23 protein-coding genes and 1 tRNA gene are annotated in these 24,613 nt (G+C 61.0%); 8 read left to right on the plus strand and 16 right to left on the minus strand.

The window, feature by feature from the left end:
- Positions 1-7: 7 nt before the first annotated feature.
- The 3 genes from ACIOWL_RS10565 to ACIOWL_RS10575 form a co-directional block, all read right to left on the minus strand.
- Positions 8-1,129 (minus strand): carbohydrate ABC transporter permease, encoded by a 1,122-nt coding sequence (locus tag ACIOWL_RS10565; protein WP_400385105.1) that lies wholly within the window; start codon positions 1,127-1,129, stop codon positions 8-10.
- Between the two features lie 73 nt (positions 1,130-1,202).
- Positions 1,203-2,534, minus strand: a complete 1,332-nt coding sequence (locus ACIOWL_RS10570; RefSeq protein ID WP_400384542.1) for an ABC transporter substrate-binding protein — start codon at positions 2,532-2,534, stop codon at positions 1,203-1,205.
- A 312-nt stretch (positions 2,535-2,846) separates the two neighbouring features.
- Positions 2,847-4,760 carry an ExeM/NucH family extracellular endonuclease gene (locus ACIOWL_RS10575; RefSeq protein ID WP_400384544.1) on the minus strand — a complete coding sequence of 638 codons (1,914 nt, stop codon included), beginning with the start codon at positions 4,758-4,760 and terminating at the stop codon, positions 2,847-2,849.
- A 220-nt stretch (positions 4,761-4,980) separates the two neighbouring features.
- On the opposite strand from ACIOWL_RS10575, the gene ACIOWL_RS10580 reads away from it, so the two are divergent.
- From ACIOWL_RS10580 to ACIOWL_RS10590, 3 genes are read left to right on the plus strand one after another with little or no spacing between them, the layout of a single operon-like run.
- The gene (locus ACIOWL_RS10580) at positions 4,981-5,967 is read left to right on the plus strand and encodes an ABC transporter ATP-binding protein (protein WP_400384546.1); all 987 of its coding nucleotides are present in this window, start codon (positions 4,981-4,983) and stop codon (positions 5,965-5,967) included.
- A 3-nt stretch (positions 5,968-5,970) separates the two neighbouring features.
- On the plus strand, positions 5,971-8,301 hold the full coding sequence (locus tag ACIOWL_RS10585) for a YhgE/Pip family protein (protein WP_400384547.1): 2,331 nt from the start codon (positions 5,971-5,973) through the stop codon (positions 8,299-8,301).
- Complete coding sequence (locus tag ACIOWL_RS10590; RefSeq protein WP_400384549.1) at positions 8,298-8,906, plus strand: TetR/AcrR family transcriptional regulator; 609 nt, start codon at positions 8,298-8,300, stop codon at positions 8,904-8,906. Before ACIOWL_RS10585 ends, ACIOWL_RS10590 begins: the two co-directional genes overlap by 4 nt.
- Positions 8,907-8,934: 28 nt before the next feature.
- Here ACIOWL_RS10590 and ACIOWL_RS10595 read toward each other — a convergent pair whose 3' ends face one another.
- From ACIOWL_RS10595 to ACIOWL_RS10610, 4 genes are all read right to left on the minus strand, one after another.
- Positions 8,935-10,545, minus strand: coding sequence for an ABC transporter transmembrane domain-containing protein (locus tag ACIOWL_RS10595; protein WP_400384551.1), 1,611 nt, complete (start codon positions 10,543-10,545; stop codon positions 8,935-8,937).
- Between the two features lie 23 nt (positions 10,546-10,568).
- Positions 10,569-11,702: a DUF1611 domain-containing protein gene (locus ACIOWL_RS10600; protein ID WP_400384553.1), complete on the minus strand. Its 1,134-nt coding sequence runs from the start codon at positions 11,700-11,702 to the stop codon at positions 10,569-10,571.
- A gap of 190 nt (positions 11,703-11,892) precedes the next feature.
- Complete coding sequence (locus tag ACIOWL_RS10605; protein ID WP_400384555.1) at positions 11,893-12,417, minus strand: SixA phosphatase family protein; 525 nt, start codon at positions 12,415-12,417, stop codon at positions 11,893-11,895.
- A gap of 91 nt (positions 12,418-12,508) precedes the next feature.
- Positions 12,509-13,294, minus strand: coding sequence for a winged helix-turn-helix domain-containing protein (locus ACIOWL_RS10610; protein ID WP_400384557.1), 786 nt, complete (start codon positions 13,292-13,294; stop codon positions 12,509-12,511).
- Positions 13,295-13,911: 617 nt separating this feature from the next.
- Here ACIOWL_RS10610 and ACIOWL_RS10615 point away from each other — a divergent pair.
- Together ACIOWL_RS10615 and ACIOWL_RS10620 are read left to right on the plus strand one after the other, a co-directional pair.
- Complete coding sequence (locus ACIOWL_RS10615; RefSeq protein WP_400384559.1) at positions 13,912-14,652, plus strand: response regulator transcription factor; 741 nt, start codon at positions 13,912-13,914, stop codon at positions 14,650-14,652.
- Positions 14,649-16,166, plus strand: coding sequence for a sensor histidine kinase (locus tag ACIOWL_RS10620; protein WP_400384560.1), 1,518 nt, complete (start codon positions 14,649-14,651; stop codon positions 16,164-16,166). Before ACIOWL_RS10615 ends, ACIOWL_RS10620 begins: the two co-directional genes overlap by 4 nt.
- Before the next feature lie 93 nt (positions 16,167-16,259).
- On the opposite strand, the gene upp is transcribed toward ACIOWL_RS10620, so the two are convergent.
- On the minus strand, positions 16,260-16,907 hold the full coding sequence (gene upp, locus ACIOWL_RS10625) for a uracil phosphoribosyltransferase (RefSeq protein ID WP_400384562.1): 648 nt from the start codon (positions 16,905-16,907) through the stop codon (positions 16,260-16,262).
- Between the two features lie 134 nt (positions 16,908-17,041).
- On the opposite strand from upp, the gene tadA reads away from it, so the two are divergent.
- Together tadA and ACIOWL_RS10635 are read left to right on the plus strand one after the other, a co-directional pair.
- Positions 17,042-17,515, plus strand: coding sequence for a tRNA adenosine(34) deaminase TadA (gene tadA / locus ACIOWL_RS10630; RefSeq protein WP_400384563.1), 474 nt, complete (start codon positions 17,042-17,044; stop codon positions 17,513-17,515).
- Positions 17,516-17,603: 88 nt separating this feature from the next.
- Positions 17,604-17,694: transfer RNA gene (locus ACIOWL_RS10635), tRNA-Ser, on the plus strand.
- Between the two features lie 382 nt (positions 17,695-18,076).
- Here ACIOWL_RS10635 and ACIOWL_RS10640 read toward each other — a convergent pair.
- The 6 genes from ACIOWL_RS10640 to ACIOWL_RS10665 form a co-directional block, all read right to left on the minus strand.
- The gene (locus ACIOWL_RS10640; RefSeq protein ID WP_400384564.1) at positions 18,077-18,295 is read right to left on the minus strand and encodes a hypothetical protein; all 219 of its coding nucleotides are present in this window, start codon (positions 18,293-18,295) and stop codon (positions 18,077-18,079) included.
- Positions 18,296-18,316: 21 nt separating this feature from the next.
- On the minus strand, positions 18,317-18,541 hold the full coding sequence (locus tag ACIOWL_RS10645; RefSeq protein ID WP_400384566.1) for a hypothetical protein: 225 nt from the start codon (positions 18,539-18,541) through the stop codon (positions 18,317-18,319).
- Positions 18,542-18,598: 57 nt separating this feature from the next.
- Entirely contained in the window at positions 18,599-19,009 is a 411-nt protein-coding gene (locus tag ACIOWL_RS10650; protein ID WP_400384568.1) for a hypothetical protein, read from the minus strand.
- A gap of 12 nt (positions 19,010-19,021) precedes the next feature.
- A complete protein-coding gene (locus tag ACIOWL_RS10655; RefSeq protein WP_400384570.1) occupies positions 19,022-19,456 on the minus strand; it encodes a hypothetical protein in 435 nt (144 codons plus the stop codon).
- Positions 19,457-19,860: 404 nt separating this feature from the next.
- Positions 19,861-21,336 (minus strand): nucleobase:cation symporter-2 family protein, encoded by a 1,476-nt coding sequence (locus ACIOWL_RS10660; RefSeq protein WP_400384572.1) that lies wholly within the window; start codon positions 21,334-21,336, stop codon positions 19,861-19,863.
- A 17-nt stretch (positions 21,337-21,353) separates the two neighbouring features.
- A complete protein-coding gene (locus tag ACIOWL_RS10665) occupies positions 21,354-22,736 on the minus strand; it encodes an 8-oxoguanine deaminase (protein ID WP_400384574.1) in 1,383 nt (460 codons plus the stop codon).
- A 593-nt stretch (positions 22,737-23,329) separates the two neighbouring features.
- Here ACIOWL_RS10665 and ACIOWL_RS10670 point away from each other — a divergent pair.
- Complete coding sequence (locus ACIOWL_RS10670) at positions 23,330-23,539, plus strand: DUF1653 domain-containing protein (protein ID WP_400384576.1); 210 nt, start codon at positions 23,330-23,332, stop codon at positions 23,537-23,539.
- Here ACIOWL_RS10670 and ACIOWL_RS10675 read toward each other — a convergent pair.
- Positions 23,536-24,078, minus strand: a complete 543-nt coding sequence (locus tag ACIOWL_RS10675; RefSeq protein WP_400384578.1) for a YaeQ family protein — start codon at positions 24,076-24,078, stop codon at positions 23,536-23,538. The genes ACIOWL_RS10670 and ACIOWL_RS10675 overlap by 4 nt on opposite strands.
- Before the next feature lie 11 nt (positions 24,079-24,089).
- A complete protein-coding gene (locus tag ACIOWL_RS10680; RefSeq protein ID WP_400384580.1) occupies positions 24,090-24,611 on the minus strand; it encodes an NUDIX domain-containing protein in 522 nt (173 codons plus the stop codon).
- Between the last annotated feature and the right edge of the window lie 2 nt (positions 24,612-24,613).

A 24,613-nucleotide genomic window follows, 5' to 3' on the forward strand; every position in this document is an offset into this window, starting at 1 on the left:
CGTTGCATTAGCCATGACCTGTCCTCCTCTCAGTTTCGGTGTCCGGCACCGTCATCGGTTCACCGGCGGCTTCGTGGTGTTGGCGTGATCGTTTGGGCCTGCGTCGTTTGCGTTTTTCTCCCGAGGACGCGATCCGCCCCGAGAGCAAGAAGTTGATCACGCCGATCACGATGATGATCAAAAACAGCATCCAGGCCACTGCCGAGGCCCTGCCGAAATCTCCGCGGTTGAACGCGAGGTCCCAGAGGTAGAGCACGGTGGTCTGATATTGCCGGTCCGGTCCGCCTGGTACCGAGCTGCTGGCGTTGAAGAGCTTGGGTTCGGTAAAAATTTGCAGGCCGCCGATGGTGGCGGTGATGATCACGAAGATCATCGTTGGCCGGATGCTCGGCAAGGTGATCGAGAAGAACCGGCGTACCATTCCGGCACCGTCAAGTGCCGCTGATTCGTGCAGTTCCCGAGGCACCGCCTGCATGGCGGCCAGCAGGATTAGTGCGTTGTAGCCGGTCCAACGCCAGTTCACCATGGTGGCAATGGCCATGTGGGATGGGAATACCGAGGTTTTCCAGGCCACCGGGTCCAGGTTCAGGCTTTGCAGCAGGTTGTTGATCAAACCGTATTTCTCGTCGAATGCGTTTGAGAAGATCAGTGTCACGGCGACCGGTGTGACCACGTAGGGAACTAGGACGCTCATCCGCCAGAAGGTTTTGGCCCGGATGTTTTGGTCCAGCATCGCGGCGATAAAGGTCGCGACGATCAGCTGGGGAATGGCCGAGAGCAGAAAGATGCTGAAGGTATTAAACAGCGAGTTCCAGAACAACGGCGAGGAAAGTTCAGCCTGGTAGTTTTCCAGTCCCACCCAGTCCCCCGCGCCGCCAAGCAGATCCCAGTCGTTGATCGAGACGATGAAGGTGTAAACCAGCGGGAAAAGCCCAACCAGGGCGAACAGGATAAAAAAGGGAGAGACATAAAGGTACGGTGAGTACTTGTAGTCTAAGCGGCTCAGAAAGTGGCGTCGTTGTTCCTTTTTCGATCCCCGATTCTCCTGAAGTTTTTCAGGTGTCGGTGTGGTGGATCGCACTTTCCGTCGAGCGTTCCCGGTGCCAGACCCGGGTGCCTTGTTGGTCATGGTGCTCATGAAATGTTCTCTTCTTCCGCAGGACCCGGGCCGCGAAGGGCCCGGGTACCGATTGCGTCGGTGGCTACTTGATGTCAAGGTCCTTCAGGGTTGCCAGCGCGTCATTCCATGCGCTGTCCCCATCGGTTCCGGAATCCAGGGCGATAGTTGCCGGTCCGAAGACCTGCTCCTGAATCACCGAGTCGTTCGGGCCCTTGAACTGTGCCTTAATTCCCTCGGCGCGGTTGGCCAAGATCGTGCCGACCGGGGCATCGTTGAAGAACTTGGTCAGGTCGTTGGCTCCGGTGACCGCTTCGGATGCTTGGGCTTCGAGGTTGCTTGGGAAGGCGCCGGCTGCTTCGAAGGCCACCGCAAGAGAATCCGCGCTGGTCAGCCACTGCGCCAGCTTGGCCGCTTCGGCTGGGTGCTCTGAGGTTTCGGGAACCGTGAGGAAGGTTCCACCCCAGTTTGCCGGGCCGCCGGGGAACACATCCGCGAAGTCCCATCCGTTGGTCGAGTCGCCGCCGGCGCCCTCGATCTGGCCCTTCACCACTCCGAGCATCCAGCCTGGGCACGGCATGGTGGCGAAGGAGCCGTCGATGAAGGCTTGTCCCTTGCCCCAGTCCCACTGGGTTTGGCCGGAAGAAAGCCCCCCGGCCGCGGCATCGGCCAGCAGGTCCCAGCGTTCACGCAGCTGGGTGTTTCCCTCGATGTTCAGGGTACCGTCGGCCTTGTAGTAGCCCTCGTCCAGCTGATTCACCATGGAGTTCCAGACGAACCCGGACTGATCATAAAATGCCTTGTCCGAGGCGCCGACGTACTGCTTGCCCACGTCGACGAATTTCTCCCACGTGGCGGTGTCTCCGCCAAAGAGCTCTGCGACTTCGTCGCGGTCGCTGGGCAGGCCGGCTTCCTTGAATAGGTCGGCGTTGTAGCAAAGACCCATCGGGCCGATGTCCGTACCGTAGCCGATGATCCGGCCCTCGGCATCGGTCGCCTGCTGGACCTTCCAATCCACCCATTGGCTGGAGATGTCGCTGGCACCATGGTCTCGCAGGTCGGTGAAGGAATCGGAGACCGCCATGACCTGCCCCAGCCAGCCCTCTTCGACCGCCTGCACGTCAGGCAAGCCGGCACCGGCAGCCTGCTTGGTTTTCCAGTCGGTGAGCGCGTTGCCACCGGTGTCGATGTTGGTTGCCTCGATTTTGACTCCGGGATTTTCGGCTTCGTACTTGTCATACAGGGAGTCCAAGCCCATGGTTCCAAAGGTGGTGACCGTGAGGGTAATCGGGTTGTCGGCAGATGCTGGTTCTTCTTCGGCGGCGTTGATGTTGCCGCCGCAACCGGTGGCCAATAGGGCCAAGGTTCCTACCAATGCGGTCGCCTTGGCAATGCGGGATGTGCGCGAGATGTCCACAGTGACTCCGTTCAAAGTGCTGAGCTTGCGAGTGAATTTTTGAGGCTTTCACACTTTTGTGAGAGCGCTCTCAAACTTGAAGAAAAAAATAAAACTCCGAAGAGCTTCCAGTGCAGCATGAGTCACAACAGCGCCCGCCCAACATTCTGTGAGCGCTCTCACAATTCATCTCCACTAAGATTGCCCGGTGAATTGCCAAGTGTCAACCCCTGAACTGAAAAAACATCGTGGCCTCGGCCCGCGGCAACCTGACCCGAGCGCTCGAAGTGAGCACTCGAGTCAAGTTGCCAACTCGGCTTTGTTACACGTCAACTAGCGTTTGTCCAGACGCAATCCGACCAGGACCGGATCATGATCCGAGGAACGATAATGAGTGCCGGTGACCAGCTGCGTCACGTTGTAGTTGTACCGGCTGTACTCGTAGCCGATGGATTCGGTGGCATTGATGTTCCAGATATCCTGGCCGGCCACCTTGGCCGCCAGTGGCTTCGATGCAAAAATATGATCCAAAGATCCGGTCAACCCGTCAAACAGGTAGCTGCGCGAGTCCGCCTTCGCCCCCAGATCGACATACCCGGCCTTCTGCAGCACCTTGACGGGCTCCTCGGCCGAGTACGAGTTGAAGTCGCCGGCCAACAGGACGTGTTTGGTATTGGCCGATTTTTTCAGCGAATCAGCGAAGCGCACCAAGGCGGTAGCCTGCTCTACTCGCGAGGCATTCCAGGCTCCTTGCCCATCACCCTGATCAGCGTTCGCCGACCCGTCGGCGGGATCGGATCCCTTGGATTTGAAGTGGTTCGCGATCACCAGGAAACGGCTCTTCTGATTGCCGCCGGAGCGTTGGAAACTCTGCGCCAACGGGTCGCGGGCGTTATCAAAAGCCGGGTCATCCAGGATCTGCGAGGCTCCAATCGGCTTCACCGCATCACGCTGGTAAATCATCGCGGTGCGAATGACATCCTCTCCTGCGGGCACAACACGCGGACTGGGAACAAAGTCCCAGGTTTTCCTCCCGGCGGCGGCGTTCAGCTCTTTCACCAAATGCGCCAGCGCGGCATCCCGATGCTGGCCGAAATGGGCTGAATTTTCAATTTCTTCCAGAACCACCACATCGGCATCGAATTTGTTCAGCGCCGCGACAATTTTTTCTTCCTGCCGCTCAAGACTCGCCGCCGTAGCCGCCCCTCGGGCGTCGCAACCGCCGCGGACCGTCACCGGCTGCCCGTCGCGATCGTTGTAGTAGGTGCATCCTGGAAGGCTGTCGCCGGTGGTGGTGAAGTAGTTGAGCACATTGAAGCTTCCCACCTTCACATTGCCACCAACATCCGCTGGCCGGGAGTTCTTGAGCTGCTCAAATTTCACCGGGCTGTCGGCGTCCCGGGAGCCGGTAACTTGTCCCGTCGGCTGCAATCTCCACAGGTCATAGCGGTAGTCCATGATGACCGGCGCGGTAAAGGTGGCATTCGCACCGACGCTGACCCGGCGCTGTTCATCCAGGTACGGCAGCGGCACCGAGGTGTTGGCCGCGGTGGAGAAGTTCAGGGTGGCTCCATCATCCAGCACGATGGCACGGGCCTTATTTTCTTCCGCCAGTTGCCGCGCCTTGGCGCTTCCCGGCGCTAAAGCATCGGTCGGCTGACGCAAGGTCTTCTCCCCGCGCAGGATGCGGCTGGTTCCCTGAGCCAGGGAAACCTCTCCGTATTGATTCAAAGCATAGTTGTCCGCCACCGTGAAACGCCCCTGCGGCTCGATCAGCATCGACTCAAAACGCTCGCGTTGCGCGTCCGAGGCCGGGATCGAAAGATCCAGCGGCTTGACCGCCGCGGCCGGTTCACTGCGCTGCGACACGGATGCGGCGCTGATCTGCGTGAGCCCGTAGTACTCGGAGACGGTACCGGAGACCTGCAGGTGATCGCCCACCGCAACCTGGGAAACCTGTTGCGGGGCATAAACGAAGATGCCCGAGCTGCCCACGGGCGACAACCGGGCGCCGCTGCCGGCGCTCTGCAGATAAAATCCCCTGATTCCGCCTTCCGCATAGGCCCCGGTGACCACACCGCGCACGGCGACCTGCTGCCCCGCGTAGGGCGAGGTGTCGGTGGACCCCTGCACCTCTTCGATCGAGCGAACCGCAGGTTCTTCGGCCACGGCCGGTACGATCCCGCCAAGCGCGAGGCCGGCGCTCATGGACAGCGCCAGCATGACTCTTCTTGTGTGTTGATACATGTTTTTCCCAACATAGGTGTGACCGGCGCGGACAGGTGAGCGCACCGGTGAACTCTGCATCGAATAAACCAGACGAAGCTAAACTCCCCATGAACGCCCTGGGCACACTCGGTGAGAGGTTATGACTCATCCAAACGCATCGGGTGGGCCGCGTCTAGGGTGACGGAAAAGATATCCGCACTAATTGAACTGACCGGTCAGTTCAATTAGTCTCGTTAACGTGCTTGTTGCAGACTCGATATCATTCCAGGGGCGCCACCACGAACTGGTGCCGCCCACCTCGCTGTCCGTCGCGCCCGGAGAACTGCTCCTGATGGTCGGCGAGACCCAGGAGGCGCGGACCGCCGCGGCCCTGCTGCTTTCGGGCCGGATGAAACCCACCGGCGGTACCGTGAACTGGGGCAGCAACCCCCGGTTGGTATATCTGCGCAAACACAGCGCCCTGATCAACGCGCCAAAAATTAATGAACCCGAGGCTCACCTCAAGATCCGCGACGTCGTCAGCGAGGACCTCTCACTGATTCCGGCGCCGCCCTGGCGCACCCCGAACCCCAAAAAGTGGATGAGGCAGCATGGGTACGCGGATATTGCCGGGCACTGGGTTGATGCGGTTGACCCGCAACGGCTGACCGAGATGCTCACCCTGCTGGCCGTAGAGAATCCGCAGACCAGGGTGCTGGTCGCGGATTCACCGGACCGGCATGGGGGCGAGGATGAGCTGTGGCTGGAAAGCCTTGAACGTTTCGCCCACTCCAGCGGCAACTTTGCGGTGATCGCCACGGTGGCGCGGGTTCCCGAATGCTGGGATGGACCGGTGGCCTATCTTGGGTTCGCCGAACAGCCAGCACCCATTAACCCGCTGCCGGACATCGCGGTGGCGGGCCTTGCCGAGCAAACGCAGCGTGATCCGGATGAGCTGGATGAGCCGGCCGAACTGGTTGAGCAAGAGGAGCAGGCGGAGCAGGCTGAGCAGCCGGCGCCAGCAACGGAGCTTTCCGTGCCCGACTCCGAAGTCCAGGACCCCACCGAGCCAGCCGATGCCACCGAGCCAACCGGCAAAACGCCATTTGCCGACGTTGGGCCGGACCCCGATTCCCCCGAGCCCCACACAATCATTACCGCTGAAATCCCGGACGCCGAGGATCCCGCGCACCTGCCAGCGCGGCCCGCCCCGCCAACCAGCGACCCCAGCCAACCAAAGGACTAACCCATGACGACACTGCGTCTGGCGCTTTCCGAACTCAAACGGATGAGCCGCGGCACCCTGCCCAAGCTCGCCCTGATCGCCATCACCTGTGTACCGCTGCTGTACGGCGCGCTGTACCTCTACGCCAACTGGGACCCCCAGTCCAACCTGGACAACGTCACCGCGGTGGTGGTCAACCTCGACGAGGGAGCCTCGATCGAGGGCGAAAACAAGCAGGTGGGCGACACGGTGCTCGAAAGCCTGGATGAGGACGGCACCTTCAGCTGGGCCCACCTCGATACCCGGGCCGAAGCCGAGGCGGCGGTCGCCGACGGAACCTACGCCTTCGCGCTGATCCTGCCCGAGAACTTCTCCGCGGCCCTCACCTCCCCGGGCGACTTCAAGGACGCCTCGCAGGCGAACATCGAGCTGCTCACCAACGACGCGAACAACTTCATGGTCAGCAACTTTGCCAAAACCCTCGCCACCGAGGTCCGCTCGTCGGTGGCCTCCGAGGTCGGCACCGAAACCGCCTCGGCGATGATCGCCGGCTTTGTGGACATCCACAGCTCCATGGGAGAGGCGGCCGACGGGGCCAAACAGGTGTACGACGGAACCTTGTCCCTGGGCGACGGCGTGATCACCCTGGCCGACGGAACCACCAAACTGGTGGACGGCAGCTCGGCGTTGGCCGAGGGAAGCGCCAACCTCAAAAACGGCACCAGTTCGCTGAGCACCGGGCTGAACTCCCTGGTGGCCGGGCAGCACAAGCTGGCCGACGGCGCCGATACCCTGGCCGACGGCGCCACGCAGCTTTCCACCGGCGCCGGGAAACTCGCCGCCGGACTGGACACCCTGGAATCCAAAACCGCCACGCTGCCGGATTCGGTGAAGGCGCTGAACGACGGGGCGGTGAGCGCCAAAAACGCCGCAGATCAACTAGCCTCCGGCTCGGCGCAGGTCGCCGAGGGAAACAGCAAACTCTCCAGCACCGCGGATGAGGCCAGCAAGGTCATCACCCAGCTGGAAACCGAAGCCCAGGACCGTGCGGCCCAGGTGGAAGACACCCTGTCCCAACGTCTGGACACCCTGGTGGGCAGCGGGACGCTGAGCGAAGAGCAGGCCGCAACGATCCGCACGGAGCTGAGCCACGCGGTGGATGACTCCGCGATCAGCCAGGGCCTCAAGGAGCAGGCCGCCGCCATCCACACCGAACTCGGCACCCTGCACTCAAGCCTGGACAAACTAGCCGACGGGTCGGCTCAGGTTGCCCAGGGCAACGCGGAATTGGCCAAGGGTCTGGGAACCCTGGCTGCGGGCACCGGCAAGCTCAATAACGCCGTCCCCGCGCTGACCGACGGGATTTCTTCGGCTGCCGACGGGTCGGCCACCCTCGCTGCGGGGGCAAAATCCCTGGCCACCGGCGCGGGCACCTTGGCCAGCGGAACACACGACGCGCTGAACGGGGCCAGCAGCGCCGCCACCGGCGCGCAAAAACTGGATGCCGGGGCGAGCTCCCTGGTGGACGGCTCTGACCAGCTGAATTCCGGCCTGGTGCAGCTCTCCGACGGCGTCGGCGAACTGTCCGAGGGCACCAGCAAACTGCAAGACGGCTCCGGCGAGCTGGCCAGCGGACTGGAAGACGGCGTGGGGCAGGTCCCCGACCCGGATAAACAAACCAGCGAGCAGCTGGCCACCGTGATCGGCGACCCGGTGGCCGTCACCCAGCACAAGCAGGCCGAGGCGCACGCCTACGGCGAGGGGCTGGCCCCGTTCTTCATGACCCTGGCAACCTTCATCGGGGTGCTGATCCTGACTCAGGTGGTCCGCCCGATCACCACCCGCGCGCTGGCCTCCAACGGGGTGAACTGGAAAATCGCCATCGGCGGCTGGCTGCCCTTCGCCGGGCTGGCACTGGTGCAAACCAGCCTGCTGTTCGCTGTGGTGCACTTCGGGCTGGGCCTGAACACCGCCCACCCGTGGTTGACCTGGGGATTGTTCCTGCTCGCGGCCTTGTGCTTCAGCGCCCTGATCCAGGGGATCTACGCCCTGGCCGGCACCGCGGGAAAGTTCGTGGTGCTGGTGCTGATGGTCTTGCAGCTGGTCACCGCCGGCGGCACCTTCCCCTGGGAGACCCTGCCCGCGCCGTTGCACGTGCTGCACCAGATCCTGCCGATGAGTTCGGTGGTGCTGGGCATGCGCCACCTGATGTACGGGGCGGACTTGGGAGTGCTCAGTGCAATCGGCGGGGTGCTGATCGCCTACACCCTGCTGGGGCTGGGGTTGAGCCTGCTGGCGGTGCGCCTGCATAAAACCTGGAACCTGAAAACGCTGCAACCGGAGCTGGGAGAATGAGCCAGGAATTCGGCACCCGGGACCGGGTGCGCGCCACAGATTCGCAAGAACGGCTGTTCGCCGCCTCGATGACGCTGCTGGGGCTGCGCGGGGTCAACGCGGTATCGGTAGACCAGATCGCCCAGGCCGCCGGGGTCTCCAAGGGCACCGTGTACTACAACTTCGGGTCCAAGGAGAAGATGATCGGGGCGCTGCTTGAATTCGGCGCGCAGAAACTGCTCGAGCAGCTGGCCAAGGATGCGGCGCTCGCCGACGGGATGGCGGCCCTGGAAGCGATGGTGCGTTCGGCCTTCGAATTTGTGCGGGCCTACCCCTCCTACGCCCAGCTGTGGGTCAGCGAGCAGCAGCGCGGGCAAAGCCCGTGGGGTGCGCAGGTAGACGACTTCAGGCAGCAGATCACCGAGAAGATCACCGCGGCCCTGCGCCGCGCGGTGCAGGTTCCCGAACCGCTGCTGGCCTCCTCCGCCCAGGCGATGTTCGGCGCCACCTTGATCACCGCCCGCGGGCGGGCCGGCAACGGGCCGGCACCGGATCTGGAAACCACGGTGCAGGCGGTGTTGGCCACGGTGCACGGATTGCGGGCCATGTCCCGCGCGTCCAGCTAGCGTGCCGCGCAGGTGCATCGTGCGCGGCTCAGGACGGTTCCCACCGGCCGGTGGGGTCCAGGCCGGGTAATTCACCGCGGTAGAGCAGCACCCCGGGATAATTCTGCAGCAGCCGTCCAAGCTCCTCGGCAACCTGCGGGTCCAATGCCCCGGGCAGCCCGTCGAGGACCAGCAGCGCCGGCTCTTCCAGCAGTGCGCGCGCCAGCAGCAATCCCGCGCGTTGCCCCTCATCCAGGGGTTCACCGCCCCGGCGCAGCATGGTGTCCTGGGCATCTGGCAGGTCCTCGACGTCCAGGCCGCACACCCTGGCCAGTTCCAGCGCCGCGGGCAAGTCCGCCTGCGGGCGCCGGTAGCGCAGCGCCCGGGCCAGCGTTCCGCGCTCGAGCACCATGGAGGGCAGCACTGCCCCGATCAGCTTGCGACGGGTCCGCTCGGGCAATGCCCCGAGGTTCCGCCCGCCGACCCACGCCCCGCAGGGAAGGCGTTCGGAGGCCAAGCCGGTGGTGGCCAGGCGGTGCAACATATTTTGCCCGGCCACTGTAGCGGCAACCTCGATCCGTTCCCCGGGGCGAGCCAGCAGCGTGGACCAGTGCTGACCGTTTGATTCCGGGGCCGGCTGCAGGCGCACCAGATTCGGCGCGTTGCCTACCGCGCCCACCGGGAGCCTGGAGCCGAAATCGCTCGCTTGGCTCCCGCCGGCGCCGGAGTTCTGCGCCAGCAGCGGGGCCAGGATCCGCACCGCGGCCTTGTAGTTCTGCCGGTATTCAACCATGCGCCCGAATTCGCCCAGCACCGCGCTGCTGATTCCCAGCAACAGCAGGCCGCTGGCCACCGAGGCGGCCGGCAATCCGGTGCTGGACGCCACCGCGACCAGCAGCACACTTCCCATCAACGGGATGGCCAGGGCGCTGGCGCGTAGCGCCCCGGCAAACCGGGCCCGATGCACCGCCGCAGTCGCCATCCGCGACGCGGTGTCCTGCAGCCGGTCCACCTCGCGTTGCACCCCTCCGGCGGCGCGCACCGTGCTCGCGGCCCCTACCGTCTCAGCGATCCTGGAGGCCAGCGCCCCGCGGCGCCGGCGTAGAACCCGGGCCGCTCCGTAGGCCCCCGGGGCCAAAAATCCAAGCAGCAGCAATTCCACGGACAGCGGGATCAGCAGCGCCAGCACCAACGGCGGGGAATTGAGGTACAGCCCCAGCAGCGCAAAAAGCAGCAGCGGGATGCCGGAAAGCAGCGGCACAAAACCTTGGATCACCCAGTTGCGCACCGAGGAGAGGTCATTGGTTGAGCGTGCCACGGTAATCCCCAGTCCCGGGGCGCGTTCGGCGGTCAACGATTGCCGCAGCAGCCCGCCGCGCAGCTGCGCCACGTAGTGCTGGCCAAGTTTTTCGGCCACCACCCGTTCGGCGAACTTCCCCGCCCCAAACACCAGTGCCAGCCCCAACACCAGCCAGAGCCCGGCCACGCTGAAACTGCTGGTCAGCTGCCCGGTGAGCCAGGCCAGCAAGACGGTGAGCGCGCCCATGGACAGCCCCAGGCCCAGCAGGCACAGCAGCTGTGCCTTGCGTCCGGCGCCCCACAGGGCCGGCAGGCTTCCCTGCCCCTCGTCTTCGAGCTCGCTGGCTACCGGGTTCTTCATTCTCTCACCGTGCTGCGCCAGGCTCATCGCCGTGGCAGCAGCGCCGTGGCAACCTGCGGGTCGCACAGCTGATAGGTATCGATCACCGGGGTACTCAGGTGCGCCCGGGCCTCGGCGGTCGCCAGCGGGGAGGAGGTCAGGCACCCGGAAACCGCCGCGAGATCCAGCCCGGCGGCGCGCAGGATCTGTTCTCCGGCCAGTGCGCCGAGCGCATCCTGGGCGCTGAACAGCACCTTGTCCACGTGCTCGGAAAACACCGGATCGTTCAACAGCCGGGAGGTTTCCCCCTGGAACAGGCCGTCGGCGATCTCGATGATCACCACGTCGGCGCCGCTGGCCGCCTGCTCGCGAATCATCGCCACCAGCAGGTCGCGGACCTTCTCGTAGCTGACCCGGTAGGTGGTCGGGTAGCCGAAGTCGGTGAAGTCGGCCACCGCGGAGGCACCGGCGTCGCGGAAGAGGTTCGGGTCGTTGCCCGCCCCGGTGCCGGTGGCTTTGCCGGCCGCTACCTGCAGCCCGGCGTTGGTCAGCCCGTTGACCAGGCATCCCAAGGTGGTGGATTTGCCGGAATTCATGGAGGTGCCCAGCACCGCGAGCACCGGCACCGCGTGCCGTTCGCGCGGAACGCTGGCAGCGGGGGATGGAATATGGACCTGCAGCGGCGCGAAGTCCTGGAGGTTGACCACCTGCGAGCCGCGGGCCAGCAAACCCACCGGTTCAAGTTCGGTGGCGGCGTCGATGGATGCATGCATCGATTCCACGGCGCTGGCCACCCCGCCGCCGGCCACCAGCTGGCATGGGCCCAGGTCCGCCGGCACGTGGGCCAGGAACTGGTCCGGGGCGTAGCGGTCGCCATAGGCTATCAGCACCAGTTGTCCGACGAAGAGTTTTTGGCGTCGACCCTGCGCGGATTGCACGGCGGTGTGTTTGCCGATCTCCCTCACCCGCGCCACCACCACGTCGCCGGCCGCCGGAACGAGCGCCGGGCCGCCGACCAGGTGGAAGTCCTCGGGGTTGCGCTGCAGTTCGGCACCCACAAAACGGGTGGTGTAGGCGACCTTAAGCGCTGCCACGGTGCGGGCATCAAGTCGCTGGTCTTCACACTGCAGGGCGGCGGATAGGCTCAGGTGCTCTTCGATCAGTGGTGCAATACCCATGGCGGGCTCTCCTCAGTTCGGATTCCGCAGGTTTTGGCAACCTGCGGCCGGCCGTTCGGCTCGACTAGTTACAGTAAAGTCGTCCTGGATTAACCGAACGTGGATATCCGATGAGATGGTCAGGAGAAACCCATGAGGGTTTTCTCATCTTGCCCCGATGAGTATCTTTGCGCAGAATTCTCTGGATTTTTTAAGGGCGCGGCACCACAAAATGGGTGACCTTGGCGTCCCGCGCATCCAGGTGCGAATAGGGATGCGCGGTTTCCAGCACGGTGGTGCCCAGGGTTGGGTAGTTCATGGCCAGCTCATACACCGATTCTTCGTCGGATTCGGCCGAGGCAAGTCGCAACGCCAGGTCTTGCAGCACCGGCTGATGGCCGATGACCAGCAGCGTGCTCACCGTTGGCGGGACTTCATTGATGATCGAGCACAGCTCGGCGACCGACGCGCTGTAGACCCGCGAATCGATGTAGGGGGTCGGACCCTTCTCGCCCAGCTCGGAGAGCACCCAGGCGCACGTCGACCGGGTGCGCAGCGCATCCGAACAGATGATGTAGTCCGGGATCAGATCGTTGTCTACCAGCCAGGCGCCGGCGGCGGGGGCTTCGCGGTTGCCGCGCGAGGCCAGCGGCCGGTCGTGGTCCGGCACCCCCAGCGGATAATCCGCCTTGGCATGGCGCATCAGGATCAGGCGGCGGGTCTGGGCTGCATTCATAGTCCCAAGCTTAAGACACACACGGCGGGCAAACCCAATGGTTTGCCCGCCGTGGTACTGGCGCGTCTCGAAGGCGTCGCCAGGGATAAAACTAGATGGAGTACTCCGGAGCTGCCCACACAACAACCTCTGGGTGCTCGTAGAAGCGGTACCCCTGGCCGCGGACGGTGCGCACGGTGTTGGCCAAACGGCCAAGCTTTGAGCGCAGGCGGCGGATGTGCACGTCGATGGTGCGCTCGTTAGGCACCTCGTCGGCATTGCGCCACAGGTTTTCCAGCAACTCTTCACGGCCCACGGTGCGGGTCCCGTTCTCCACCAGGAAGTTCAGCAGCTCGAATTCCTTGAAGGTCAGGTTCAAGGTCTCGCCGTCCAGGTAAACCTCGCGACGGGAAAGATCGATCAGCACGCCGGACGGACGCGGTGCGCTGGGGCGGGCCTCGGCGCGTGGCCGGCGGGAAAGGGTTGGATCACCCAGTGCCTGGCGCACGACGTCAATTGGTTCACCCTGGGCGTTGGTTGGCGCCAGCGCCACCGCGGCGTGGGTCTGCGCCTGCGGGGAGAGAGTCGCAAGGAAGGCACGGACCTGGGTGGCCAGCTTGCCCAAGGATGTGCCCTGAGCCTGCGCTGCGGCCTCGTCCAGCCCTACATACAGGACGAATCCGCGAGCTGAGGTATCGGTGCTCGCCGTGCCGGTCGACTGAACCGGAGTGTCGGTCGGCTGCTGCATGGGTTCGCGGGTTTCATGCACGTTGGAAACTGCACGCAGCGGGCGATAACCTGCCGGGGCATAACTTCCCGTGGCTGCGCGTTGCGCGGCCGCTGCTCGGTTCTGAGCATTACGAATTGAAACGTGAACGTATCCGGATCCTGCCGACATATTGCATTCCTCTATGTGTGCGAAGGCCAAGTGGTTTGGCGCTGATGCTTCGGGTTTTGCTTGCGCTGCCAGCGGCCTTCGTCCACCAGCAGCAGTTGGGTTTCCCGTCAACGGCTGCCCGTGAATCGAACCTTTAGTGACCTAGAAATTCGATGCGGTACCGCTGACGCCGAGCATTCGACAACAGCAATTACTAACCATCGGCGGTCTCTCACCGGGGCTTCGCTTACTGCTCTGCGCCTTACTCACACCTCTAGTTTCCTCGTAACATTGGCAACTTGCAAGTAACAATGAGCACCCCTGTCCAACATGTGAGACAAATGCGTCCGAAAGTGACGCGTGCCACTTTAGTCAAATTACGGTGATCTAAGCGCTTAACTACTCAATATGCTCAGGCATTTTCGATTCAATGCGCAGTATGCCCATGCCATGCAGGGGGCTGAATATTCATTCATTGACTTTCGATGATCACACTTCAAACATTCGCCGTTCCGCGCCCTTGACCAAATTAACCACTATCTGATTGTGGAAATCTCGCATAAAATCGTCATACGGACATAGGGTCCTCACAGGTAAAACATAAAGTCAGCCCAAGGCAATAGGGGATGCTCTTAAACATGAACGATTCCCGATTCTCTCCCGCACAGCTTCCACGTCTCACCCACCCAGACGGCACCCCCATCAAGGTCTTGGTGGTTGACGACGAGCCATCGCTTGCCGAACTGGTGTCGATGGGAACCCGCATGCTCGGATGGGAGGCAACCATGGCCCATGACGGCCCCGAGGCCGTTGCCGCCGCCCGTTCCTTCACCCCCGACGTCCTGGTTTTGGACTGGATGCTGCCAGGTTTCGACGGCCCCGAGGTGCTGCGCAAGGTCCGCACCCACCTTCCCGATGTCCCGGTCCTCTTCCTGACCGCCAAGGATGCCGTTGAAGACCGCATCGAAGGCCTGGGTGCCGGCGCGGATGACTACGTCGCCAAACCCTTCAGCCTGGAAGAAGTCCTGATCCGCTTGCACCGCCTGGTTGAGCGCTCCGGCGCCACCACCGCGGACACCTCCGAACTGGTCGTCGGGGACCTGGTGCTGAACCTTGATTCGCACGATGTTTCTCGTGCCGGACGCGAGATTCAGCTGACCGCCACCGAATTCGATTTGCTGTCCTACCTGATGAACAACGCGCGCCGGGTGGTGTCCAAGTCGCAGATCCTGGACAACGTCTGGCACTACGATTTCGACGGCCAAGCGAATATCGTCGAACTGTACATCTCCTACCTGCGCAAAAAGATCGACGTCGATGCAGAACCGATGATTCACACCGTGCGCGGCGTGGGATACGTTTTGAAGCCCGCTGCATGAGCATGTTTACCACCACCCCCAAGGTGAGTTCACCGCATGCGCTTCAACGCAAGCTGATGATCATCCTGCTGACCTCGGTCACCGCAGTTTCAGTCCTGCTGGGGCTGCTCTACAACGCAGGCATGCGCCAGACGCTCATGGACCAATTGGGTGATCAGCTGAAGCTGACCACCGAACGTGCGCTGAACTACTCGCAGGAGACCGGCAACGGCCGCATCGAGGCTCCCGGACAGTCGGCGGGTACACTCACCGCGCGCTTCGACCGCCTGGTCTTCGCAGGCGGGGTGCTGGATAAAAAGACCGGCGAGTTCAAGCAGCTCGGTCAGCAGGACGCCATCCCCATGGTGCAGCTTCCGGTCAGCGATGTGCACACCCCCGGCGATTTCCATCCGCGCCGCGCCAGCCTGACCGTCGGCGACTACTATCTGGTAGCCGTCAAGGATTCCGGAACCAACACCGTGCTGGTGGTTGGACTGCCGCTGTCCGATGTAGACATGGCCCTGCGCGAAATGGCGTGGCTGACGCTGTTCATCGCCATGATCCTCATCGTTGGCGCCGGTCTGGCCGGCTCCTGGTTGATCAGCCGATCGTTGGCGCCGCTTAAACGTGTGGCGGGGGTCGCCGCTTCGGTGGCGGACACCGATCTGGACTCCGGAAAGGTTGAGCTCACCCAACGGGTAGCGCAGAAGGATGCCACCCCGGGCACTGAAGTCGGCAACGTGGGTTACGCCCTGAACGCCATGATCAACAATGTCTCCACCGCGCTGACGGCCCGCGAGAAATCACAGGCCCAGATGCGCCAGTTTGTCGCCGATGCGTCCCACGAGCTGCGTACCCCGCTCTCCTCCATCCGCGGATACACCGAACTGCTTGCCGCCACCGAGCATTTCTCCCCCGACGGGCAGCGCTCGGTTGAACGCGTGCTGCAGCAAAGCAACCGGATGGGCACACTGGTGGAGAATCTGTTGCTGCTGGCACGCCTGGACGAAGCACATTCGTTCAACCGCAGCAAACTTGATTTGGCGCTGCTCACCGCGGATATCACCGAAGACTTCAAGGTCACGGCAGATGACCACAATTGGGATTTTGAGTGCGAAGACCCGCAAACCTTCGTCAATGCCGATTCGGCCTCGTTGCGTCGAGTGATCACCAACCTGCTGGCCAATGCCCGCAAGCACACCAGCCCGGGAAACACCGTGACCACAACGGTCCGTCAAGACCCCGAAACCAATGAAGCGGTGCTGCTGGTGCATGACACCGGCGAGGGCATTGACGCGGATTTCCTGCCAAAGGTCTTCGAACGATTCACCCGCGCGGACAAGGCCCGCTCCGGATCCGACGGCACCACCGGACTGGGGCTGCCCATCGCCAAGAGCATCGTGGAGGCCCATGGCGGCAGCATCTCGGTGACTTCGGTCCCCGGCAATACCGTTTTCGAGGTCAGATTGCCGCTGCTCGACCAGGATAGCGAGCCGGCAGGATCCACCGGCCGCTCGCCAAAGGCAAAGGTGTAAGGCCCGGATAACTCACAGCTAGTCCGGGAGAGTTAACGCATTCAGGGGTTGTCTGCACCATCGGTGCAGGCAACCCCTGAATGCTATTAACCCCTAGGCAATCGGCGGGGTGACACCATACAGGCGGTCACCAGCGTCTCCTAGACCTGGGATGATGTAGGACTTTTCGTTCAGCTTTTCGTCCAGCGAGGCAAGCACCACGTGCACGCGGTCATTCTCTCCATGGATCGACTTCAACCGTTCAACACCTTCCGGTGCGGCGATCAGGCAAATGCAGGTCACCGATTCGGCGCCGCGGTCGAAAATGAACTTGATAGCCTCAGCCAAGGTGCCGCCGGTAGCCAGCATCGGATCCAAAACAAAAACCTGGCGACCGGTCAGGTCGTTGGGCACACGGTCCGCGTAGGTAATGATGTCCAGGGTTTCCTCATTGCGGGCCATCCCCAGGAAGCCCACCTCAGCGGTCGGCACCAGACGAGTCATGCCCTCGAGCATGCCAAGGCCTGCACGCAGGATCGGAACCACCAGCGGGGTCGGCTTGGCAATGCTGGTGCCGGTAGTGACAGCCACAGGGGTCACGACCTCAACCTGCTCGGTTTTCACCTCACGCGTAGCCTCGTAGGCCAGCAGGGTGACCAATTCGTCGGTCAGCTGACGGAAAATTGAGGATGGGGTGTTCTTGTCACGAAGAACTGAGACCTTGTGTGCCACCAGCGGGTGGTCGACTACCTGTACGCGCATGCATCAAAATCTATCAGCCCGCGCTTTGCCTGATCGAGAAAAACCGGATTTTTCCCCACCCGAAATCCAGATTATGTGCCCAAGCAAACAGTAAATCCATCTGCAAACCCCGAAACACGTATGGTTGGAACACTATGAACCGTGAACACGAAGCCTGGATGGACCTCGCCCTGCAGGAGGCCAGGGCCGCACTGGCGACCGATGACGTTCCCATTGGCGCCGTGATCATCTCCCCCGACGGCGAGCTGCTTTCCACCGGTCGCAACGAGCGCGAAGCGTTTAAGGATCCCACCGCCCATGCCGAGGTGGTGGCCATCCGCAATGCGGTGACCACCCTCGCCGCTCGTGGTGAAGACGACGGATGGCGCCTGGAGGACTGCACCCTGGTGGTCACCTTAGAACCCTGCGCCATGTGCGCCGGGGCCATTGTGCTTTCACGGATCCCCCGGGTGGTTTTTGGCGCGTGGGATGAGAAGGCAGGCGCGTGCGGCTCGGTCTTCGACATTGTGCGTGAACCTCGCCTGAACCATTGGGTCGAGGTCTACCCGCGGGTCAAAGAGCACGAATGCGCCGACCTGCTGCGCGAGTTCTTCCGGTCCAAACGATAGCCCCACTGTGTTTCGGGCCACTTGAGGGCGGTTTTAGACCCCTTCGTTTTGGTAATCCCCCAGGGTTCGGTATAGAGTTATCAGGTCTGGTGACGTGTCCGAGCGGCCGAAGGTGCAACACTCGAAATGTTGTGTACGGTAACCCCGTACCGTGGGTTCAAATCCCACCGTCACCGCCAATGAAAACCCCTGGTCAACCAGGGGTTTTCTTCTTTTAAAGAACTGACGCGGTGCACTTATGGTGCACATTTCAGTGGAGGGACGTCGGGGCATGCCCGTCATACGTTGCGAACACGGCTTCCACTACCATGCAGGCCCGCACGCCTACAACTGGGGAAACACAACGAAGAATGCCCCTACTAGGTGTCGCGCAAGCAGGACGAAATAGATCGCTAGCCTCCCGGCCGGCTGCCACACGCGCTACGCGCGCTTGCCTTCAGGAAGCCGGGCACAGAGAAAGATCCGCCTGCTGCTGGATGCGGCAAGGGGAGCTCTTCGGGTTAGGCTCAGCGGATCTGGACGCGCTCGTCTCCGCTCATTCGGTGAAAGAGCAGGCATTGCCTACTGTCGTGAAGTGCTGGCCTTCGGATGGTGCCGATAGTTGGTGAACGCCAGGATCAGCGCTGCGAGCAGCAGCACTCCACCGACAGCCCACCCAACCACGGCGTAGTCAGTAAGTTGAGGGACCCGAGGCAGATTGATCGCGGCTACCGCAAGGAACAGAAGCACCACCACGGCACTCTTCCTGGCGGCAGACGAATTGCTAGGTTGCTTTGTCATTTGCCGTTTCCTTTCTCGTGCCTAGCTGGCACCGCTCAGGCACTGTCCGACGGATGCGCCAGCGACAGCGGTGAACCCAGCCACGCAGATGATGCAGCCTGTTCCAACGGTAACAGCACAGAATGCCGCACAGGTGGAGATGATCACGAGCGCCGCCATGGTGGAGATGCCCAGCGCGTTGAGGCACTTGATCACACCCCCGTTACCAGCGGCCGCAACGCCCACCGACGAGCCTGCAGGAGACATGGAGCTCAAAGCCTTCGCAGCCTGAGCTTCAGCTTCGGGAGTGGCTTCAACAGTCCACTACTTAAGGAGACTCCCATCGACCCACTGCTTCACATCGGCAGTGCTGTCGCTGGTGTACGTAGCTTGAACCTGCGCGAAGCTCTGGACAACGTCTCCAGCGGCGTCGACGACGGCAACGGCAAACGAACCCTCGTCGTGGCCGCCGCCAGACGTAGCCACTGCCACCATCAGCGAACTGGATCCATTGACCCGGGCGACGTTTGCCTGCTTGATATCGACTTCTGCGCCGTTTCGCAGCTGTGCGTCGAAACTCGGCTCAGCTATTGCGATCGCTCGCTCAACAGTTGAATCCGAAAGCGGCTCGTTGATTAAGAACGAGCTTTCGGAAGCGTTGACCGGACTAGCAACCGCGAAGAGCATTGCCCAGCCTGCAACCATCGCGATGATTGCTTTCGAGATCTTTTTCATGTTGACCACTTCCTATTTCTGGGCCTGGTCGATGCAATAGCCGACCTGGCCGCCCCAGATGCCCGCGGCTGCCGCGATGCAGCCCACGCAGCCGAGCCCAACGGTTCCTACGCAGACCGCCGCGCAGGCGATAGTGATGGCGGTAATAACCCAGCTAGGGATGCCTGCGTTGGCAAGGCAGTTGTTGAGCTTGTCCCAGAAACCGGCATATGTGGTGACGTTGTTTTCCGCGTCAGTAGTGGTCAATTGCTTGTCCATGGTCAGATTTCCGTCAACCCTCATTCGGGCATGACCAGATGCATCGTCGCCAACGAAAGCCTTCTCTGTGCGCTGCGCAACATTGCCTGAGTTGTCCAGGAGTGCACCGGCTGTGGCGAGCTGGACACCGTCGCCGACTAGCGGGTAGCTCACATACGATGTCCCGTCGGCCAAGGTCACGTTGGACACCTATGCGGCACTGTTCCCCGACGACCTCGACAACGTCGTAGAAGCCCTCAGCAAGCAGCGCGCAGAACACCTCTTGCGTGGTGCACCGTGGTGCATTTTTGGTGCAGGAACACCTGCGAGACGTGGTGCGCACCTGTGAGCCTATGGGCTGAGATTCCAGTAAATACAGGGGAACTTCGAATCATCCCAGTAAGCATGCGGATGGCACAATGGGTCAAATCCCACCGTCACCGCCAGAAGCAAAGGTTCCGAGAACTTGAGAAATCAAGCTCCCGGAACCTGTGTTGTTTTTCTGGTGCGTACCCGCGTCTGGGCGGCGCCTGTCCGGATTTATCCCAAGGTCAACGCAGTTCTCGCAACTGACCTCCAAGAGGCATTAGAACTAAGCAGCTAGCAACAGTTCCTTAATCAGCACTTGGAACATGCTTTGATTTTGCGTCAAACAGCTTCCCGTCTTGTACATAGTCCCCTTCTTGCAGTTCCCCGAGCATCGCTGAAGAAATTCGTCGACTACTCGCCTCTGCCATCACGGATCGCGGTTTATTGCCCCGGATTTTTAGGTGGTTGAACAACAAGTTCAGCACAATGGCCATGATCGCTGATGAGCTGATACCCGAATGGAAAATCGTGACGAACCAGCTCGGGAACTGGTCGTAGATATTCGGTGCAACAATAGGGAACATTCCAAATCCCAATGCAGCGGCAACGATCACCAGGTTCATATTGCCTTCGTACTCCACGGTGGACAACGTCCGGATTCCCGAGGCAGCCACGGTACCGAAAAGCACGATTCCCGCCCCGCCAAGAACTGGCGTCGGGATAGCAGCCACGAAACGTCCAAGAACCGGCAGGAGCCCGAGCACCACCAATATGCCACCTCCAGCAGTAACCACAAACCGGCTCTTTACTCCAGTGATCGCGACCAACCCGACATTCTGGGCGAAAGCGCTCTGTGTGAAGGAATTAAACAAAGGAGATATCGCACTAGAAACCATGTCTGCACGCAATCCATCTCCGACACGCTTTGCGTCGGTTTTGGTACCGACGATCGCGCCCACGGCGATGATATCGGCGGACGTTTCGGTCAACGTCACCAGGATGACGATGACCATTGAAAGGATCGCAGCAGCCTGAAAGTCAGGTGGTCCGAAAGCAAAGGGCTTGGGAAAAGCAAATATCGGTCCCTCAAGAACCTTGCTGAAATCTGCCATCCCGGTAACCGCAGCGATTATCGTTCCACCGATCATCGCCAGCAGGATCGACAATCGAGAGATCGCTGCTACACCGATTTTGCTGAAGATCACCACCAAAACCAGGGTGATACCAGCCAACCCAAGGTTCTGAACTGAACCGTAGCTCGGCGAACTGGCATTGCCGCCCATTGTCCATCCGGCAGCCACGGGCATCAGCGTCAAGCCGATCGTGGTGATTACCGTTCCTGCCACCACGGGAGGGAAGAACCGGATAATTCTTGAAAAAATCGGCGTAATCACCAATCCTATGACCGAGGCGGCGATCACTGCGCCGAAGACTGTGGAGATCGATCCGCCACCTTCCAAGATCGAGATCATGGTGGCGACCCCGGCAAAGGAAACTCCCTGCACCAACGGAAGCTGAGAACCGAAAAACGGGACACCCACGGTCTGCAATATCGTGGCCAACCCGCCAACAAAAAGGCAGGAAGCAATCAGCACCCCAATTTCAGCTTCGCCCAATCCCGCTGCGGTGCCAATGATCAATGGCGGTGCAATGATTCCGCCGTACATCGTCAGTACATGTTGAAGGCCAAAACCTATATTCTGCACCGCAGGAAGGCGCTCGTCTTCCGGCCTTTGGCTGCCTTGGGGCTTCGTACCTGCCTTAGTCCGTGAACTAAACATCGCATTCTCCTCCCCGCTCAGGCGTACAGCCGTGTTGGGGCATCGAGCTCAACCAACGCTCGTGCATGTTTTCTGTGCCGCTGAATCAATTCCGTCAGGTCCAACCCGGGAATCGCCCCATCAACAACTCGCCATTCTCCACCGACCATGACCCGATCTGCCTTGTCCGCGCCGCATAGCAGCAAAGCGGCAATGGGGTCGTGGCTGCCGGAGAATCTCAGCTCATCAGTCGTGAAAAACGCCAAGTCCGCCTGCATTCCCACTTCAATTTTGCCAATGTCGCTGCGGCCCAAAACCTTGGCTGAACCTGCCGTCGCCCAGTTCAATGCCCGTTCCACCGGGACGTGCGCCCCATATCGAAGGCGCTGCAGATACAGGGCTTGCCGCGCTTCAAGGATCATGTTTGATCCGTCGTTTGACGCGGAGCCATCCACACCAAGACCTACCGGAACGCCGGCAGCTTCCAGTTCCAGTACCTTAGCGATCCCGGATGCCAGACGCATATTCGACGTCGCGCAGTATGCGACGGCAGTCCCCGCAGCTGCCAGTTGCTGTATTTCAGCTTCGTTGAAGTGGATTCCGTGGCCCAACCAGGTCTGGGGACCAAGCCAGTCCACGCTCTCCAAGTAGTCAAGCGGACGCAGCCCAAAACGTTCGAGGCAAAATTCCTCTTCATCCAGGGTTTCGGCCAAGTGAGTATGAAGTCTAACGCCATGACTGCCAGCAAGAGCCGCGCTTTCTCGCATGGCGTCGGCGGTGACAGAGAATGGCGAGCACGGAGCAAGAGCAATTTGAATCGTGGCACCTACCTCAGACTGATGGTACTTTTCGATCAAACGCTGGCTATCTGCCAAAACCACGTCCAATTCCTGAACTGTGGACTGCGGAGGCAAGCCGCCGTCTTTCTCTCCCAGGGTCATTGACCCGCGAGTCAACGTTGCACGCATTCCGAAGTCGCGGACTGCAGCAACTTCAATATCGATTGCCTCGTTCAGGCCTTGGGGAAACAGATAATGATGATCCGCCGCGGTGGTGCATCCAGACAGCAGCAGCTCGGCGAGGGCCACACGTACCGCGGTGTCCAAGGCATCCGGTGTGAGCCGAGCCCAGACCTTGTAAAGGTTCTGCAACCATGGGAACAACGGCGCGTTGGCTGCTGGTCCCCATGCACGGGTCAGCGTCTGATAAAAGTGATGGTGGGTGTTGATAAGCCCGGGTGTGATGACATGCTTGCTTGCATCAAATACCTGAGTGTAGGCGCTCGTCGGGGTTTCTCCTGCCGCAACAAGCTCGACAATCTTATTTCCTTGAACAACGATGCCGCTACCGGCATCCGTATCGCTGAGAATTCCTTGTGGGTTTTTGATCCATAGAGCAGTAATGTCTGGCATGGCCGACATTCCTTTCGTTGAAAAGTGAAATGCCAGCTCAGTTATGCCTGTCTGCTGATCCAGGGCGCCTCGGCGCAATTAGGAGACTACCAGTGACTCAAGTCACGATGCAAGGTTTTTTGAAAACCAAATTTTGCAATATGGAATCTATGCCACCATAGGTATCAGCGCTCGCAACATCTGTATACGTCACCGCGCTTGTCCAAATACCCACTGACGCGCACCATCACCTGAGGAGCTACTTATCGGTCGACGAAGCGACTTGTTCATAGTCGTCGACAAACTATTTTCCATGCTGGCAATCCGTCACCATGCATCTGATCAATACGACGAATGCCTTAGTTCCTCTCTGGAAACGGCTTTGGACCGCGTGACGATTTCTATGCTTCGCCGCACCCGATCACTGCCATTCGAGGTGCGGAGCTCTGCGAATCTGCTTCACTAATTAGCTTCGGTTCCCTGCCGAACGCCACAGTCCAAAAGGGGCGAATGGCGCATTTGCCCGCCAATCAGTCCGGTCGATTCCGCATAATAATCCGATAGTCTGGGGTCTTCCGAGAAAACTACGATCAGCCGCTGATCGCATCGAGAGGTTGTCGCCCATGAGCATCGAACCGGGAATTTACGAACACTTCAAGGGCCAGCGTTATGAGGTGCTCGCCGTAGGCAAACATAGTGAAACCGAAGAACAGCTGGTTTTCTACCGCACGCTCTACGGCGACTACAGTTTTTGGGCTCGACCGCTGGAGATGTTCGATGAAATCGTCGAACGCGAGGACTACTCCGGTCCCCGCTTTCGACGTATCGCCTAAAGGATTTCGTGCTGTTGCATCTGAGTTTCTAGAGAAGTTCCGTTAACCTCCAGGTAGACCTGTCCCTCGGTCACCGAAACAGACATCGTATTGCGGCGAGTCACTTCCCGTGCAGCGGCGTCGATGAACTTCGGATCGAATGAACGCACCACGATGTCTTCGGCGCGATGAATGTTCTTTCCGCTCCAGGAAGCCAGCAGTCGTTGCGGATCGCGGTGGGTATAAACCGCCGCGCGGTCGGCCAGTTTGCTACCGGTATGCAAACGTTGCGCATCCGGGGCACCGACCTCAATCCAAGCGGTGGTCAGCCCGGTCAGGTCCTTGACCAGCACCGCAGGTTCCTCACCGGAGGACACCCCCGCTGCGGCAAAACTGATGCCTTCTTCAAATTCAAGGCAATAGGCCAGCACCCGGGTAACCAGGTAGGCGTCGGTTTCCGAAGGATGCTGCGCTACCCGCAGGGACAGTTCCTCGTACACACCTCGGTCCATGTCCGAAAGTTGGATGTCAAAGGTTCGTATAGTTGCGCCGATAGCCATGGTTCACAATTTTACTTGTCGTTCGACGGTGGCAGCGTTTCCAACGTCTCAAGCCATGGCAAAAACAATTGCACCGCATCCGGCATGTACCGCTGCGGTCTGGCCTCGATGTCCAAAATCAGATCGGACACCTCCACCCAACGCCCGTCAATCACTTCTTCAGGCTGCAACTTCAGCGGTTCGGTGGCAATCACCCAAAAACAGAATGCATGATATTGCGTGGACTCGTCTTGGTAGTTCGCTTCACCCAGGCTGACTAGTTCACTATGGACACCAAGTTCCTCTTCGGCTTCCCGCTGTGCCGAGACCAGCGGGTCTTCTCCGGCCTGGATGACGCCACCCGCGCTGAAATCGAACAACCCCGGATAGACGTCCTTGATCCACGTCCGCTGATGAACGAAAATCTGGCCCTGCGGGTTGAAGACAACAATTCCGGTGGCTCCATGGCGCAGATTATCGGCCCTGACCCGGGAACGCGGTGCGCTGCCAATGACTTCGCCGTGTTCGTTATACAGTGCCGCGATTTCTTCCATGC

It is taken from the genome of Glutamicibacter sp. NPDC087344 (assembly GCF_044744225.1).
In the GTDB taxonomy this organism is placed as follows: domain Bacteria; phylum Actinomycetota; class Actinomycetes; order Actinomycetales; family Micrococcaceae; genus Glutamicibacter.